The 15,592-nt window shown below is 47.2% G+C and carries 15 protein-coding genes; 12 read left to right on the plus strand and 3 right to left on the minus strand.

Going from position 1 to position 15,592, the window contains the following annotated elements; all coding sequences use genetic code 11:
• The first annotated feature begins 395 nt into the window (after positions 1-395).
• From CKQ84_RS18375 to CKQ84_RS18400, 6 genes are all read left to right on the plus strand, one after another.
• On the plus strand, positions 396-554 hold the full coding sequence (locus CKQ84_RS18375) for a nitrate reductase (RefSeq protein ID WP_028760147.1): 159 nt from the start codon (positions 396-398) through the stop codon (positions 552-554).
• Positions 555-597: 43 nt separating this feature from the next.
• Positions 598-855 carry a chaperone NapD gene (locus CKQ84_RS18380; RefSeq protein ID WP_028760146.1) on the plus strand — a complete coding sequence of 86 codons (258 nt, stop codon included), beginning with the start codon at positions 598-600 and terminating at the stop codon, positions 853-855.
• A 2-nt stretch (positions 856-857) separates the two neighbouring features.
• On the plus strand, positions 858-3,347 hold the full coding sequence (gene napA / locus CKQ84_RS18385; protein WP_105253112.1) for a nitrate reductase catalytic subunit NapA: 2,490 nt from the start codon (positions 858-860) through the stop codon (positions 3,345-3,347).
• Positions 3,348-3,357: 10 nt separating this feature from the next.
• Positions 3,358-3,843, plus strand: a complete 486-nt coding sequence (locus CKQ84_RS18390) for a nitrate reductase cytochrome c-type subunit (RefSeq protein ID WP_105252303.1) — start codon at positions 3,358-3,360, stop codon at positions 3,841-3,843.
• A gap of 8 nt (positions 3,844-3,851) precedes the next feature.
• Positions 3,852-4,439: a cytochrome c3 family protein gene (locus CKQ84_RS18395; RefSeq protein ID WP_028760143.1), complete on the plus strand. Its 588-nt coding sequence runs from the start codon at positions 3,852-3,854 to the stop codon at positions 4,437-4,439.
• A gap of 188 nt (positions 4,440-4,627) precedes the next feature.
• Entirely contained in the window at positions 4,628-5,017 is a 390-nt protein-coding gene (locus CKQ84_RS18400; RefSeq protein ID WP_173913198.1) for a DUF1801 domain-containing protein, read from the plus strand.
• 123 nt (positions 5,018-5,140) lie between these two features.
• Here CKQ84_RS18400 and asnS read toward each other — a convergent pair whose 3' ends face one another.
• Positions 5,141-6,541, minus strand: coding sequence for an asparagine--tRNA ligase (gene asnS, locus CKQ84_RS18405; protein WP_105252305.1), 1,401 nt, complete (start codon positions 6,539-6,541; stop codon positions 5,141-5,143).
• A 150-nt stretch (positions 6,542-6,691) separates the two neighbouring features.
• Between asnS and CKQ84_RS18410 the strand changes: the two genes are divergently transcribed.
• Positions 6,692-7,027 carry a hypothetical protein gene (locus CKQ84_RS18410; RefSeq protein WP_105252306.1) on the plus strand — a complete coding sequence of 112 codons (336 nt, stop codon included), beginning with the start codon at positions 6,692-6,694 and terminating at the stop codon, positions 7,025-7,027.
• Between the two features lie 43 nt (positions 7,028-7,070).
• Here the strand turns inward: CKQ84_RS18410 and CKQ84_RS18415 are convergent, their stop codons facing one another.
• Both CKQ84_RS18415 and pabB read right to left on the minus strand, forming a co-directional pair.
• Entirely contained in the window at positions 7,071-7,658 is a 588-nt protein-coding gene (locus tag CKQ84_RS18415) for a CoA pyrophosphatase (RefSeq protein WP_028760139.1), read from the minus strand.
• 31 nt (positions 7,659-7,689) lie between these two features.
• A complete protein-coding gene (gene pabB / locus CKQ84_RS18420) occupies positions 7,690-9,102 on the minus strand; it encodes an aminodeoxychorismate synthase component I (RefSeq protein WP_105252307.1) in 1,413 nt (470 codons plus the stop codon).
• A 119-nt stretch (positions 9,103-9,221) separates the two neighbouring features.
• Here pabB and CKQ84_RS18425 point away from each other — a divergent pair, with 119 nt between their 5' ends.
• The 5 genes from CKQ84_RS18425 (at position 9,222) to CKQ84_RS18445 (ending at position 15,532) form a co-directional block, all read left to right on the plus strand.
• On the plus strand, positions 9,222-10,766 hold the full coding sequence (locus CKQ84_RS18425; protein WP_105253113.1) for a fumarate hydratase: 1,545 nt from the start codon (positions 9,222-9,224) through the stop codon (positions 10,764-10,766).
• 316 nt (positions 10,767-11,082) lie between these two features.
• Positions 11,083-13,134 carry a S9 family peptidase gene (locus tag CKQ84_RS18430; protein ID WP_105252308.1) on the plus strand — a complete coding sequence of 684 codons (2,052 nt, stop codon included), beginning with the start codon at positions 11,083-11,085 and terminating at the stop codon, positions 13,132-13,134.
• A gap of 307 nt (positions 13,135-13,441) precedes the next feature.
• On the plus strand, positions 13,442-13,879 hold the full coding sequence (gene tnpA / locus CKQ84_RS18435) for an IS200/IS605-like element ISSod23 family transposase (RefSeq protein ID WP_012088248.1): 438 nt from the start codon (positions 13,442-13,444) through the stop codon (positions 13,877-13,879).
• A 97-nt stretch (positions 13,880-13,976) separates the two neighbouring features.
• Positions 13,977-14,435 carry a GNAT family N-acetyltransferase gene (locus CKQ84_RS18440; protein WP_105252309.1) on the plus strand — a complete coding sequence of 153 codons (459 nt, stop codon included), beginning with the start codon at positions 13,977-13,979 and terminating at the stop codon, positions 14,433-14,435.
• Positions 14,436-14,596: 161 nt separating this feature from the next.
• On the plus strand, positions 14,597-15,532 hold the full coding sequence (locus CKQ84_RS18445) for a M14 family metallocarboxypeptidase (protein ID WP_105252310.1): 936 nt from the start codon (positions 14,597-14,599) through the stop codon (positions 15,530-15,532).
• Positions 15,533-15,592: the final 60 nt, after the last annotated feature.

Consider the following 15,592-nt stretch of genomic DNA (forward strand, 5'->3'; position numbering starts at 1 on the left):
CTTTCTTTTGGGATCAAGTCGTTATCTCGCATGTTTTAACACCTTTCTATTGCCTACTCCTTTATGAATACTCAGGTTTTTTTTGCGGGTTTTCTGTTGTTTTCTTGCAGTGATTTATCCATTTTAGTCGCTTATTAATCATAAAATCAATTCAAACACCTAACTTGTAATTGCAAAAAACGTTTAAAAACTGAGATCTGACGAATACTCACATCAAATTGATGATCTGGATCAAGCATCATCCGCTTTACCAATTTGGAGGTATACATTTTGTTAACAACTAAAAGGTATGATCGCTTCGTGATCCAAAGATGCAATAGATATACATAAAACCTGCCGCTGGCGATTTTTTGCAGCGCATTCAAAGTGGCAGGAACACACCTCTTGGAGGATGCATGAGTGCTAGCACCGCAGAAGAAAAATCCTTAGAACTGAAAATCTTTATCTTTTTAACCGTGTTTCTCGCACCGTTATTGTCCGTACTACTGGTCAGTGGTCTGGGCTTTGCTATTTGGTTCAGCCAAATTTTGACGGGTCCACCGGGCGCTGGTTAAACGTAACATCATCAAATAGTTAAAAATAAGAGTGGAATGTCGGATGAGCAAAGAACTCCATATCACCAGTTTAGTGGTGCAGGTCTTACCGCAGAAAATGGCAGATGTTAGACAACAGATAATGACCATTGAAAATGCCGAACTTTCCGTCAACAACGAAGTGAAATTGGTCGTCGTGATCGAAGGCGAGACGCAACGCGCCTTGATGGACAGTATCGAAGCGATCAATGCCATTCCGGGCGTGTTATCAGCCACTATGGTTTACCACCAGAGTGAAGTGCTCGAAGAGGGTGAAGAATGAATATGAACAGACGTGACTTTATCAAGGCCAATGCGGTGATTGCCGCTGCAGGCGCCGCTGGTTTAGCCTTGCCCGCTGGCGCAAGCAACTTAATTACCAGCTCAGAACAAACCAAATTAGAGTGGAATAAAGCCCCTTGCCGTTTTTGCGGCACGGGTTGCTCCGTGATTGTCGCAACTCGCGACGGTAAAGTGGTTGCGACCCATGGCGATGCCAACAGTGAAGTGAACCGTGGGCTCAACTGTATCAAGGGCTATTTCCTGTCGAAAATCATGTATGGCAGCGATCGCTTAACCACGCCTATGCTGCGGATGACAGATGGCAAATACGACAAGCACGGTGAGTTTTCGCCCATCAGTTGGGACAGTGCCTTCGACATCATGGCGCAAAAATGGAAAGAAACCATTAAAGCCAAAGGGCCAACTGCTGTGGGCATGTTTGGCTCGGGCCAATGGACTGTGTGGGAAGGTTATGCTGCCGTTAAGTTGATGAAAGCGGGTTTTGGAACGAATAATATCGATCCGAATGCGCGTCACTGCATGGCGTCAGCCGTGGTCGGGTTTATGCGCACCTTCGGTATCGACGAACCTATGGGTTGCTACGACGATATGGAAGCCGCCGATGCCTTTGTCCTTTGGGGCTCGAATATGGCGGAGATGCACCCGATCCTCTGGAGTCGAGTGACAGACAGACGTCTCAGTGCCAGCCATGTAAAAGTGGCCGTGTTGTCGACTTTTGAACACAGATCCTTCGATTTGGCCGACTTGCCGATCGTGTTCACCCCGCAAACCGATTTAGCCATTTTGAACTACATAGCTAACTACATCATTCAGAATGATAAAGTGAACTGGGACTTCGTGAAGAAACACGTTAACTTCCGTCAGGGCACAACAGATATTGGTTATGGTTTACGTCCGGCACATCCCCTTGAGAAAAAAGCGAAAAATGTTAAAACGGCGGGGGATTCAACCCCAATTGATTTTGAGACCTTTAAAGCCTTCGTGGCGGATTATAGCGTCGAAAAAGTCAGTAAGTTGTCGGGCGTGCCCGAGGATAAACTGATTGCGCTGGCCAAGCTGTATGCTGATCCCGACATCAAAGTGACCTCATTTTGGACCATGGGTTTTAACCAACATACCCGAGGTGTGTGGTGTAACAACCTGATTTATAACATTCATCTCTTGATGGGTAAAATTTCAACGCCAGGTAACAGTCCATTCTCTTTGACGGGTCAACCATCAGCCTGCGGCACGGCCCGTGAAGTGGGGACGTTTTCCCATCGTTTACCTGCTGATATGGTCGTGACCAATCCTGAACACAGAAAGCATGCCGAAGATATTTGGAAGATCCCAAGCGGCATTATTCCACCTAAACCCGGTTATCACGCCGTCGAGCAAAACCGTCGTCTAAAAGATGGCGACTTAAATTGTTACTGGGTGCAAGTGAACAACAATATGCAGGCGGGCCCAAACATCAATGAAGAAGGTTTACCGGGTTACCGTAACCCAGCCAACTTTATCGTGGTGTCCGATGCCTATCCGACGGTTACGACTCAAGCTGCCGATTTGATTTTGCCCACCGCTATGTGGGTGGAAAAAGAGGGCGCCTACGGTAACGCCGAGCGCCGCACTCAGTTTTGGCATCAAATGGTGCAGGCACCGGGTGAGTCCCATTCGGATCTGTGGCAATTGATGGAGTTTGCGAAGCGTTTCACTACAGACGAAGTCTGGCCTAAGGATGTATTAGCGGCGAACCCTGAGTTTAAAGGGAAAACCCTATTCGAAGTCCTGTATCAGAACGGTAATGTTGATAAATTCCCGCTTGCGGATGCCGATCCTAAGTATTTGAACGATGAGGCTAAACATTTTGGCTTCTATGTCCAAAAAGGCTTATTCGAGGAATATGCGACTTTTGGCCGCGGCCATGGCCACGATCTCGCCCCATTTGATGTTTACCATGAGGCTCATGGTCTGCGTTGGCCTGTGGTCGATGGTAAAGAAACTAAGTGGCGCTTCCGTGAAGGCACAGATCCTTATGTTAAAGCGGGTAAGGGCTTTGAGTTTTACGGTCATCCCGATGGTCGCGCGGTGATTTTCGCGCTGCCCTATGAACCTGCCGCAGAAGCACCCGATGAAGAATATGATATCTGGTTGTCGACGGGGCGAGTGCTGGAACACTGGCATTCGGGTTCTATGACCCAACGTGTGCCTGAGCTATATCGTGCCTTCCCCGATGCCGTATGTTTTATGCACCCTGAAGATGCGAAAAAACGCGGTCTGCGCCGTGGCGATGAAATTCGCGTGGTGTCCCGTCGCGGTGAAATTAAGACCCGAGTTGAAACCCGTGGCCGCAATAAACCGCCCGTGGGTTTAGTGTTCGTGCCTTGGTTTGATGCTAGCCAGCTCATTAATAAAGTCACTTTAGATGCGACAGATCCCTTGTCAAAACAAACTGACTTTAAAAAGTGTGCGGTGAAGATCGTCAAGGTTTAAGGAGAACACGATGAAAACCCTAAAATTAGTCTCAGCGATCGGTTTATTGGTATTTGGCTCATTCATCATGACCAGTGTGTCTGCCGCCAGTATTCCAGAAGATAAAATTGATACCCTGCGCCAAGCGCCTATCAATGTCGAGCCTACGCCACCTGCGATGCAAAGTGTGCGTAATACCGATGTGAAGGAAGTGCGCAGCTATCCCATGCAACCACCAGTGATCCCACACAAGATCGACGGCTATCAGCTTGATCTTAAAGTGAACAAGTGTATGGCTTGCCATGCTCGTAACCGCATTGGTGATTCGCAAGCGCCTATGGTCAGCGTCACGCATTTTATGGACAGGGACAATAACTTCTTAGCCGAGTTATCGCCGCGCCGCTATTTCTGCACTCAGTGTCATGTGCCGCAGTTAGATGCCAAGTTACTGGTCGAAAACGACTTTGTGGATATGGAACATCTGATCAAAGCCAACACTGAGCAGAAAAAACACTAGGAGTTAGCATGTTAGATAAACTGAAAAAAATCTGGCAGGTACTCAATCGTCCGAGTGTGCATTACAGTTTAGGTTTTTTGACCTTAGGTGGTTTTGTGGCTGGCGTGATTTTCTGGGGCGGATTTAACACTGCCCTAGAAGTGACCAACCAAGAAGCTTTCTGTATTGGTTGCCATGAGATGGAAAATAACGTCTATCAAGAGTTACAGACGACGATTCATTTCACTAACCGCAGTGGTGTGCGGGCGACGTGTCCTGATTGCCACGTACCGCATAACTGGACCGATAAAATTGCCCGTAAGATGCAGGCATCTAAGGAAGTGTGGGGTAAGGTTTTTGGGACGATTAATACCCGTGAGAAGTTTGAAGATAAGCGCCGTGAACTGGCAGAACATGAGTGGGCAAGGTTAAAGGCCAATGATTCGCTCGAGTGTCGTAACTGCCATAACTTCACTTACATGGACTTTACTCGCCAATCACCCAGAGCGGCGCAGATGCACTCAACATCACTGGCAAGCGGCGAAAAGACCTGTATCGACTGCCACAAGGGGATTGCTCATCATCTCCCTGATATGGCCGGTGTGAAGGGGTTTTAATCTAGGGCGCAGTGTTTATCCGTGTGACTTAGCCTTGCTAAGTTGGACAACTCCAGCAAAAGGTCAAGCGTACTCCACGCTTGGCCTTTTTATTTGCACGTCACTATTCAATTTCTTGGGGATGCTTCAATAGGGTGTTATTCAGTCCGATTAGCGCGCTACAATCGGGCTGGGATAGTCTTACTTGTATGAGAGGTAAAGAGATCATGATGGAAGATCAGCCGCAACTTGAAAAACTGTTAGAAGATATTTTATGTACCAGCCCGAGTCTGTTTGAAATAGTGCAGGGGGTGCGACAGGAGGTCAAAACCGCCGCTACCACATCGTCGCGGGCCATGACTGAAGCCGTTAAGTACGGCGGTATACTCTTTAGCACCAAAGCCAGTTTTTGTGGTGTGTTTGCCTATAAACAGCATGTTTCATTGGAGTTTAGCTTAGGCGCGAATCTTAGCGATCCACATCAGGTACTTGAAGGCAGTGGCAAGTTTCGCCGCCATATTAAGTTGGTGTCAATCGATGATATTGCTGCCAAGCGAGTCGCGGAATATATTGCGCAGGCGTTGAGTCTGGCGGATTAATGGTTGTTTAGCCGCATGATGTGACTAAAACGGACGAACAAAAGGAGCTGAATATTCAGCTCCTTTTGTTTTGCTAAGGCTTAATAGAGATGTCTTAGCTATGCAGTCCCAAGTTAAGGGAGATTAGAAGTTCGCAGTGCGCGGTGCACGTGGGAAAGGGATAACATCACGAATGTTGTTCACGCCCGTCACGTAAGACACTAAACGCTCAAACCCTAGACCAAAACCTGCATGTGGCACTGTGCCATAACGGCGCATATCACGGTACCACCAGTAATCTTCCTGGTTCAGATCCATTTCGGCTAGACGCATATCTAGCACGTCTAAACGCTCTTCACGTTGAGAGCCACCGATGATCTCACCGATACCTGGGGCTAACACGTCCATCGCGGCAACAGTTTTACCGTCATCGTTTAAGCGCATGTAGAAGGCTTTGATATCTTTTGGATAGTTCTTCACTACCACGGGGGCTTTGAAGTGTTCTTCGGCTAAGTAACGCTCATGCTCAGAAGATAAATCGATACCCCAAGACACAGGGAACTCGAAGGTTCTGCCACAGTTTTGCAGAATTTCAACCGCATCCGTGTAATCCACTTGAGCAAAATCGCTTGAAACGAAAGATTGCAGACGGTCGATCACAGTCTTATCAACGTGTTGGGCGAAGAAGGTTAAATCGTCCATACGCTCAGTCAATACGGCATTGAACGCGTATTTCAACATAGCTTCGGCAAGGCCTGCGATGTCGTTTAAGTTAGCGAAGGCGACTTCAGGCTCAACCATCCAGAATTCCGCTAAGTGGCGGCTGGTGTTTGAGTTTTCAGCACGGAAAGTCGGGCCAAAGGTATACACTTTTGACAGTGCACAGGCGTAGGTTTCAGCATTCAATTGGCCAGATACGGTCAGGAAAGCTTCTTTACCGAAGAAATCTTTATCGTAATCGACTTTACCTGCTTCAGTACGCGGCAGGTTTTCCATATCTAAGGTCGATACGCGGAACATCTCACCGGCGCCTTCGCAATCTGATGCTGTGATAAGTGGGGTCGATACCCAAATAAAGCCTTCTTCGTGGTAGAAGCGGTGAATCGCTTGAGATAGACAGTTACGTACGCGAGCAACGGCACCAATAATGTTAGTGCGTGGGCGTAAGTGCGCTAATTCGCGTAAATGTTCAATTGAGTGACGCTTAGCGGCCATTGGGTAAGTGTCTGGATCATCAACCCAGCCAGCGACTTCAAGTTCAGTCACTTGCAGCTCAAATGCTTGGCCTGCACCAGGAGATTCCACCACGTCGCCTGTCATTACAACAGAGCAACCCGCAGTCAGCTTTAACACTTCGTTGTCGTAATTATCTAAGCTATTGGGCACGACACCTTGGATAGGATTAAAGCAAGAGCCGTCGTAAACAGCTAAAAAAGAGATGCCGGCTTTAGAGTCACGACGGGTTCTGACCCAGCCACGCACTGTGACTTTAGAACCGACGGCGTGCTCACCTTTAAATACAGATGCGACAGATGCAATGCTCATTGTTGCTTAATTCTCCAACGAAACGTTTTATATGAAAATTTTGGAGGTTTATATTACCTTGCTGGTGGCTTTTCTCAAGCTGAAAAAGGTATCCTGAGGTTAATAATATCGATATTGAGCGATATAGTGAGTTAAACGGCGGGAGGCGGTATGAGCAAGACTAGAATATTTCAAATTATCCTTGCGACCTTATCCATTTTAGGCTGGGTACTGGCTGTTTATGCGTTATCAGTATTCAGTGATGCAAGGCCTGAACGCGAAATTGGCGCGTTATTTTCCCGTGGCGCGACATTTAGAGTCCATTGGGATCCACATGAAACCCAACTATTGCAGTATTTGATTTGGGTTTGTGGCGGTATTAGTTTGGTCAGTTTAGCGTTTAACTATTATGTCGCCCACCATAGCCGAATGGGATATTGGTTTAATATTCCCATGTTGCTGTTAACTTCGATTGTCGCTGGTTTGTATATCCACTTGGTGGTCTAAGCTAGCCAGTTGGCTTTTAACGGTTTAGCAATGGCAAGTGAAGTTAGAGGATATCGGCAGGAATGCTTAACTGGCGGCACAGATGGTCGATAATCGCGGCAGTCGCACCCCAGATAAACCGTTGTTGATAGGGAATAAAATGCACGCTGTAATAGCGCCCTTGGCGTAAAAAGCGTTTTTGGTGGCGATTATTCGGTTCAATAAAAAAACTTAATGGCACGGTAAAGCAATCGGCGACCTCACCGGGATCGAGTTTTAAATCAAATGCCTGCTTGATAATGCCTATCACAGGGGTGATTTCAAACCCTGTGAAGGTATTGTGGGCTGGAAACGTGCCCACCACCTCGACGTTATGCCTTGAGAGTCCAATTTCCTCTTCTGCTTCCCTTAACGCTGCCGCAATCGCATCAATATCATAGGGCTCAATTTTACCGCCGGGGAAACTGATCTGCCCCGGATGGGCGCGCAGATGCATAGGTCTTTGGGTCAAAATTAGATTCAGCTCACCGTTCATCTCCAGCAGTGGGATTAACACTGCGGCTTTGCGTAATCCAAGGTGAGGGAAGGCCGCCGGATCTTGCCGCGCTAACGGGTGCAGATTAAATCTGAGTCTAAATTCCGCTTGATCCATCGACGTTCTCGTGACTGTTTAGTATTAAAGCTTACGGCTTTTGTGACGTAGCGCCAAGCAAAGGTAAAATACGGCTGATCTTATCAAAGGTTTCTTGGTACTCGGCATCCACTTCAGAATCCGCCACTATGCCGCCGCCAGCCCAGCAATAGAGTTTGCCCTGTTCGGCCACAATAGTGCGAATGGTGATGCTGGTATCCATTTGGCCGTCTTGGCTGATATAACCCATAGAACCACAATAAAGGCTGCGCCGTGAAGGTTCGAGCTCTTCGATAATTTCCATGGCACGAATTTTCGGTGCGCCGGTAATCGAGCCGCCGGGGAACGCCGCGCGCAGTAAATCACTCGCCGTGAATCGGCTATCAAGCTTGGCCGTCACCGTACTGACTAAGTGATGCACGGCAGGAAAGCTTTCAATCTCAAACAGATGCGGTACACGTACTGAGCCTGCCGCCGCCACTTTGCCGATATCATTACGCAGTAAATCGACAATCATGACATTTTCGGCGCGATCTTTTGGTGAGTTTGCCAGTGTATTGGCGGCTTTCACATCCAGTGCGGGATCGGTATGACGCGGCAGTGTGCCTTTGATGGGTTTGGTTTGAATATCGTCACCGCGAAGCTGAATAAAGCGCTCGGGTGAAATCGACAAAATCGTGTTTTGCGGCAGACGCATAAAGGCCGAGAAGGGCGCTTTATTGGCATTGCGCAGTTGGCTATAGGCCGACCACTCATCGCCTTGATAATGGGCTTCGAATCTTTGGGTTAAATTTATTTGATAGCAATCACCGCTGTGTAAATAGGCTTGAACTGCTGCAAATTTTGCCGTGTATTGGGCTTTGTCTATCTGTGCTGTCCATGGGCTAGTAAGCACAAATGTGGCAGAATTTGGCTTTTTGGTGATTTTATCTTGAATTCTATTCAACTCAATGTCGAGGGCTGCTTCACCTAAATAATGCAGTAAATGCCAACACTGTGCTTGGTAATCAAAAACTAACGCCCAGTCGTAAAAGCCGATGTTCATCTCTGGCAGTTGTATATCTTGCTTGGCCGTTATCGGCAGGGATTCAATTCTGCGGCCTAAATCGTAGCTAAAACTGCCCATTGCGCCACCACTAAAGGGCAGAACGCAATCAAAAGATTTTGAATACCAATGGGTTAATAAAGTGTTGAGTAACTCGAAGGGATCACGGTTTGAGTCTATTGCCTCGGGTAAGCTCAAGCTCGTATCGATGAGCTTTATATCGCTACGCTCGCCCTGAGTCACTAACGTTGCGATAGGATTGGCGCAAATGATGTCGAATCTGGCGTCTTGATGCGGCGCGTTCGCCGAATCTAACAGAATTGCCCAAGTGTCATTTGCAAAGTGTTCGAACAGTGCTGCGGTACTTAATGTCCAGTCAAGTTGGCGTGATGCAAGCTGTTTTGACGCCCTAATTGCCATCGATTAACCCTATTCAAAATGTGATGTAGCCCAAAAAGATGTGAAAGAGTATCATATTGGCCCAGAAAGAATTAAACAAAAACAAGTTAGGCCGCAAAGGCTGCTGGAGCGCTCCTACTATGTCATCTCACCATAAAATGTCTGAAACTTCTGTGATTAAACAAGCCGACTTTATTGAAAGTGTGGCGGATGCTTTGCAATACATTTCTTATTACCACCCGAAGGATTTTGTTGATGCCATGAGCCAAGCTTATGAGCGTGAACAAAGTGCGGCGGCGAAGGATGCAATTGCCCAGATCTTAATTAACTCGCGTATGTCGGCCGAAGGTAAGCGTCCTCTGTGTCAAGACACTGGGATTGTGACCACTTTCGTGAAAGTGGGTATGGGTGTCCAATGGGACAAAACCGATATGACGATTCAGGAAATGGTCGACGAAGGTGTTCGTCGTGCCTATACCAATCCTGATAACCCACTGCGCGCATCAATAGTGTCAGATCCTGCGGGCAGCCGTAAAAATACCAAAGATAACACGCCATCTGTGGTGCATATCGACATGGTGCCAGGCAACCATATCGAAGTGGCGATTGCAGCCAAAGGTGGCGGCAGTGAAAACAAAGCTAAGATGGTGATGTTAAACCCATCAGATGATATCGCTGCATGGGTAGAAAAAACGCTACCGACTATGGGCGCGGGCTGGTGTCCACCGGGTATGCTGGGTATAGGCATCGGCGGCACGGCGGAAAAAGCGGCCGTATTAGCCAAAGAAGCGCTGATGGAAAGCGTGGATATCCATGAGTTGATGGCCCGTGGCGCGCAAACGACCGAAGAAAAGCTGCGTTTAGACATTTTTGAGCGTGCGAATAACTTAGGCATAGGTGCACAAGGTCTTGGCGGTTTAACCACAGTGTTAGACGTTAAAATCAAATCGGCGCCCACCCACGCGGCGTCAAAGCCAGTGGTGATGATCCCGAACTGCGCGGCTACACGCCACGTACATTTCCATTTAGACGGTTCAGGTCCTGCGGAATTAACGCCGCCATCATTGGCCGATTGGCCAGAAATCACCTGTGAAGTGGGTGATGATGTGCGCCGCGTTAACTTAGATACTGTGACTCAAGCGGATATCGAGCAGTGGCAGAGCGGTGAAACCATTCTGCTGAGCGGTAAAATGCTCACAGGTCGCGATGCTGCCCATAAGCGCATTCAAAGCCTGATTGAAAGCGGTGAAGGTCTGCCAGAAGGCGTGGACTTTACCGGTAAGTTTATTTACTACGTTGGCCCAGTTGATCCAGTGGGTACTGAAGTTGTCGGCCCTGCGGGCCCAACCACAGCAACTCGTATGGATAAATTCACTGACTTAATGTTAGAGAAAACTGGCTTGATGGGCATGATAGGTAAAGCTGAGCGCGGCCCTGCGACAGTTGAATCAATCAAAAAACACAAAGCGGTATATCTGATGGCCGTTGGCGGCGCTGCGTATTTAGTGTCTAAAGCGATTAAACATTCTCGCGTCGTGGCCTTTGCTGATTTGGGCATGGAAGCGATTTACGAGTTTGATGTGCAAGATATGCCAGTGACTGTGGCTGTGGATTCAAACGGTGTGAACGCCCATGAAACTGGCCCTGCAATTTGGAAAGTGAATATTGCTAACGCGAAAGCGTAAAGGTTGGGATGCAGCGGATTGAACTTGATGGCTTTTTAAGCAAAATAGCTTAAGTTTGAGTTCTGATATCTGTTCTTTAGGTAAAACGTTGCGCCACTGACATTTTGTCACAAAAAAATACGCTCAGGTTCGCCATTTGGCTTGCCTGAGCGTTTTTGTTTCGATAGTGTGGCAAGCTTATCTTCGAAAGATACGATCTCAGATCGTTTTTAACATTCGTGCGGTTGCAACTCAGTAGAACTATTGCAATTTCAATAGAACTCTTGCAATGATTGGCGCAACTATCGAACCAGTTTAACCAAAGACGGACATAACAATGAAAATAGCTCCTCTCCTATTGGCGCTCGGCGCTGCAGGACTGGCGTTATCAGCCCAAGCGGCCGATCCAACGCCTTTTACTGTGCAACAACTCATTAAACTCAATAAGATGCACTCTGCGACTGTGTCCCACGATGGCACTAAATTAGTTTATGGTCTTAAAACGGTAAACGATAAGGGAGAGGCCAGCTCGGATCTGTATCTATTAGATTTGATAGACACGAAGGCGAAACCACTGCAATTGACCTCTGCCACGGGCACAGAGCACGATGTGAGCTTCGCCAATGACGACAAGTCGATTTATTTCCTTGCTAGTCGCAGTGGTTCAAGCCAGTTATTTCAACTGCCATTAACGGGCGGTGAAGCGGTACAAGTTTCTGATTTACCTTTGGATATTGATGGCTACAAATTATCAAATGACGGTAAACAAGTTGTACTTAGCATGCGTGTATTCCCCGAGTGTAAGGATTTAGCCTGCTCAAAGGATAAATTTACCGCCGAAGCTGAGCGTAAATCGACTGGCCGTGAATACAAGCAGTTAATGGTTCGCCATTGGGATACGTGGGAAGACCACGCCCGTAATCATTTATTTGTGGGTGCGGTAAACGGTGAGAAACTGACTAAAGTGGTTGATGTGACTCAAGGTTTAGACACTGAAACGCCGCCAAAACCTTTCTCGGGTATGGAAGAAGTGACCTTCACCCCAGACGGTAAGTTTGTGGTTTATAGCGCGAAAGCTCCCAGCAAAGATCAAGCTTGGACCACTAACTATGATTTGTGGCAAGTGCCAGTGACAGGCGGCACCGCAACCAACTTAACCAAAGACAATCTTGCATGGGATGCGCAGCCAACATTTTCGAGCGATGGTCGTTACATGGCCTATTTAGCAATGAAAAAACCGGGTTTTGAAGCAGATCGCTACGGCATTATGTTGCGCGATACTAGCACAGGCCAAACCAAAGAAGTGGCGCCATTATGGGATCGCAGCCCAAGCTCACTGATGTTTGCTCCTGACAATCGTACTTTGTATGTGACGGCACAAGACCTAGGTCAAGTCTCTATTTTCCAAGTGAATACCCAATTTGGCGATGTGCGTTCTGTCTACAGTGATGGCACGAACAGTTTAATTGCGGTCACTAACGAACAACTGATTTTCGATAGCAAAACCTTAGTTGAACCGGGCGATCTCTATAGCATTACGACCGAAGGTGAAGGGCTTAAACGTCTGACCGAAGTGAATAAAGACAAATTGGCCGAGATCAAGTTTGGTAAGTTTGAACAGTTCAGCTTTAAAGGTTGGAATAACGAAGACGTTTACGGTTACTGGATCAAACCGGCGAACTTCCAAGAAGGGAAAAAATACCCAATAGCCTATCTCGTTCACGGTGGGCCGCAAGGTTCATTTGGTAATGCCTTCAGTGGTCGTTGGAATGCCCAATTATGGGCGGGTGCGGGTTATGGCGTCGTCATGGTGGATTTCCACGGCTCTACTGGTTACGGCCAAGCCTTTACGGATTCAATCAGCCAAGATTGGGGTGGTAAGCCATTAGAAGATCTACAAAAAGGTCTAGTGGCGGTGAGCCAGCAACAAAAATGGCTCGATCCGCAAAACACCTGTGCGCTCGGCGGTTCTTACGGCGGCTACATGATGAACTGGATCCAAGGTAACTGGAACGACGGTTTCAAGTGCTTAGTTAACCACGCGGGTCTGTTCGATATGCGTTCTATGTATTACGTGACCGAAGAAGTGTGGTTCGCAGAGCATGAGTTTGGCGGCACTTATTCAGATAACAAAGCGTTATATGAGAAGTTTAACCCCGTGAATTATGTTGAAAACTGGAAAACACCCATGCTGGTTATCCACGGTGAGAAGGACTTCCGCGTCCCTTATGGTCAAGGTTTAGCGGCATTCAGTTTTATGCAGCGTAAAGGGATCCCATCAGAGTTATTGATTTTCCCTGATGAAAACCATTGGATCTTAAAACCTGAAAACTTAGAGCAATGGTATGCTAATGTCTTCGGTTGGATGGACCGCTGGACTAAGCAATAACGACCCGTGCGTTTATGGGCTTTGCACCGACGAAAGCCCATAGAAGCAAGGCTCGCCCGATAGGGTTATCATCGGCGAGTTGACTATTAGAGTGTTTTAAGCGGAGCGCTTTAAATAAGCTAAGCGTTTTCAATTAAGTGCACTTTGTTCAGCGTTTTAACAAAGCCAGAACTCTGTTCTGGCTTTTTATTGTCATCCCAAAACCACCGCCTCTGGCGGTGGTGATTGTTCCTTGAGGCTATAGCCTGAATTACGCCCATGCTAAAAGAGACTTCTTATTCACCACAAGTAAGAGGAAACGAAAAGCATGGGCGATTATAGAAGTTCATCACATGTTTATTGGCGTTGCAAATATCATATTGTTTGGACTCCGAAGTACCGTTTTAAAATATTAAAAGGAAACCTTGGTAAGGAGTTATACAGGTCAATTTATATCCTTTGCAATATGAAGGGTTGTGAGGTTTTAGAATTAAACGTTCAGATAGACCACGTTCACTTGGTAGTCATAATCCCGCCGAAGCTGTCAGTATCAACGCTGATGGGAGTATTGAAAGGAAGAAGTGCGATAAGGCTATTCAATAAATTCCCTCATGTACGTAAAAAGCTATGGGGCAATAGCTTTTGGGCCAGAGGTTATTTTGTAGATACAGTAGGTGTTAATGAAGAAATCATTAGACGATATGTGCGCCATCAAGATAAACAAGATCAGGAACATGAGGCTCAATTGTCGTTGCAGATGATGTAGTTTTTGGAATAGCCCCTTCCAGGGGCAAGTCAAAGCCGCCTTCTAAGAAGGCGGATTCTTTACTATGTCATTAAATGTTTTTAATCAAGGAGTTAAGATGAAAATTCGAGCCGCAACCTTAACTGACATCCCTGAAATAAGCGTATTACTCACTCAATTAACCCAAGAATTTATCGCCCCAACTTGCACTGCTGAGGGCGCTGCAATCTTAGTCAATGCCATGTCGATAGAGGCGATTGGTAGCTACTTTGCTATGGGTTATCAGTACCATGTCGCCATAACGGACTCAGGCCAACTCGCAGGCGTAGTGGGGATGAAGGCGAATAGCCACTTGTACCATCTTTTTGTCGCCTCCCATGCGCAGGGGCAAGGCGTGGCGCGAATGTTGTGGGAACATGCCAAAGCTCAATGTTTAGCCCAAGGCAATTCGGGCATATTTACCGTGAACTCGGCGCTGAATGCGCAGGCTGTGTACTTAGGCTTTGGCTTTGTGCCCCTTGGACCCGAGCGAGAACGCGGCGGGATCCGTGATATTCCCATGCAGCTAGTGCTTTAGGTTGACTGTACTCATTTATCATCCAAACACGAGCACTATCATTCGACTGAATAGTAATTCAACGAAAAAGCTTGAGCGAAAAGAGTTTGAACGAAAGCGCTAGAGTGCAAAGAACTTGAATAAAAAGAACTTTACCGAATAGAACTAAAAATAGAGGAATTATGGCAAATTTAACATTTTATCCCATCGGCACCGTAGGCGAAAAATGGGGCGAGGCTGAAAAAGCTGCATGGCTTGCAAGCGCCAAAATCAAGCGTTCGTATCAGGACGATGTCGTGACGCCACTCAAGGCGATGGAAGCAGCACTCTTAGCACTTGGGTTTACCGTTGTGCAATATGGCGCCTTGTCGATAAATGCGGAGCGTTACCCATTATTTGCGGTAAAAAGCCAGCAGTTTGATCCACAAAAGCCAACCGTGCTCGTGACTGGTGGAGTGCATGGTTACGAAACCAGCGGTGTTCATGGTGCCTTGGCATTTTTAGCGGATAAGGTGGCTCATTATGTTGATCGCGTCAATCTTGTGATCGCCGTGTGCGTGAGTCCTTGGGGTTACGAAACTATCAACCGTTGGAACCCTAAGGCTATCGATCCTAATCGTTCATTTTATGCCAACAGCCCTGCAGAAGAATCGGCGGCCTTGATGGCTCTAGTTGCTTCAGTTGAGCAAGGTTTTGATGTGCATGTGGACTTACATGAAACCACGGATTCCGATGAATTAGAATTTCGTCCAGCACTTTGCGCCCGTGATGGAAAAGAGTACGTCAAAGGAACTATCCCAGATGGTTTTTATGCTGTGGGTGATACCGAAAACTCAATGGATGCCTTTCAGAAAGCCATTATTGATGGTGTGAGTAAAGTGACGCACATTGCTCCTGCCGATGAGAAAGGCGAGATCATTGGCTCGACTGTGGTGCAGCACGGGGTGATTAACTATCCGCTTAAGTCATTAGGGCTTTGCAGCAGTGTCACGGGGTGTATCTATAACACAACGACAGAAGTGTACCCAGATAGCCCAACGGCCACGCCTGCCGAATGTAATCTGGCGCAGGTTGCAGCCATCACCAGCGCCATTGATTATGTACTGGCACAGCGTTAGTCACAGTTTGTTGTGATGTTTAGCTTAGTGATCGTAAGTGAGTGATGCCCAGTTGAGTTA

The organism is Shewanella sp. WE21, from assembly GCF_002966515.1.
GTDB lineage: Bacteria > Pseudomonadota > Gammaproteobacteria > Enterobacterales > Shewanellaceae > Shewanella > Shewanella oncorhynchi.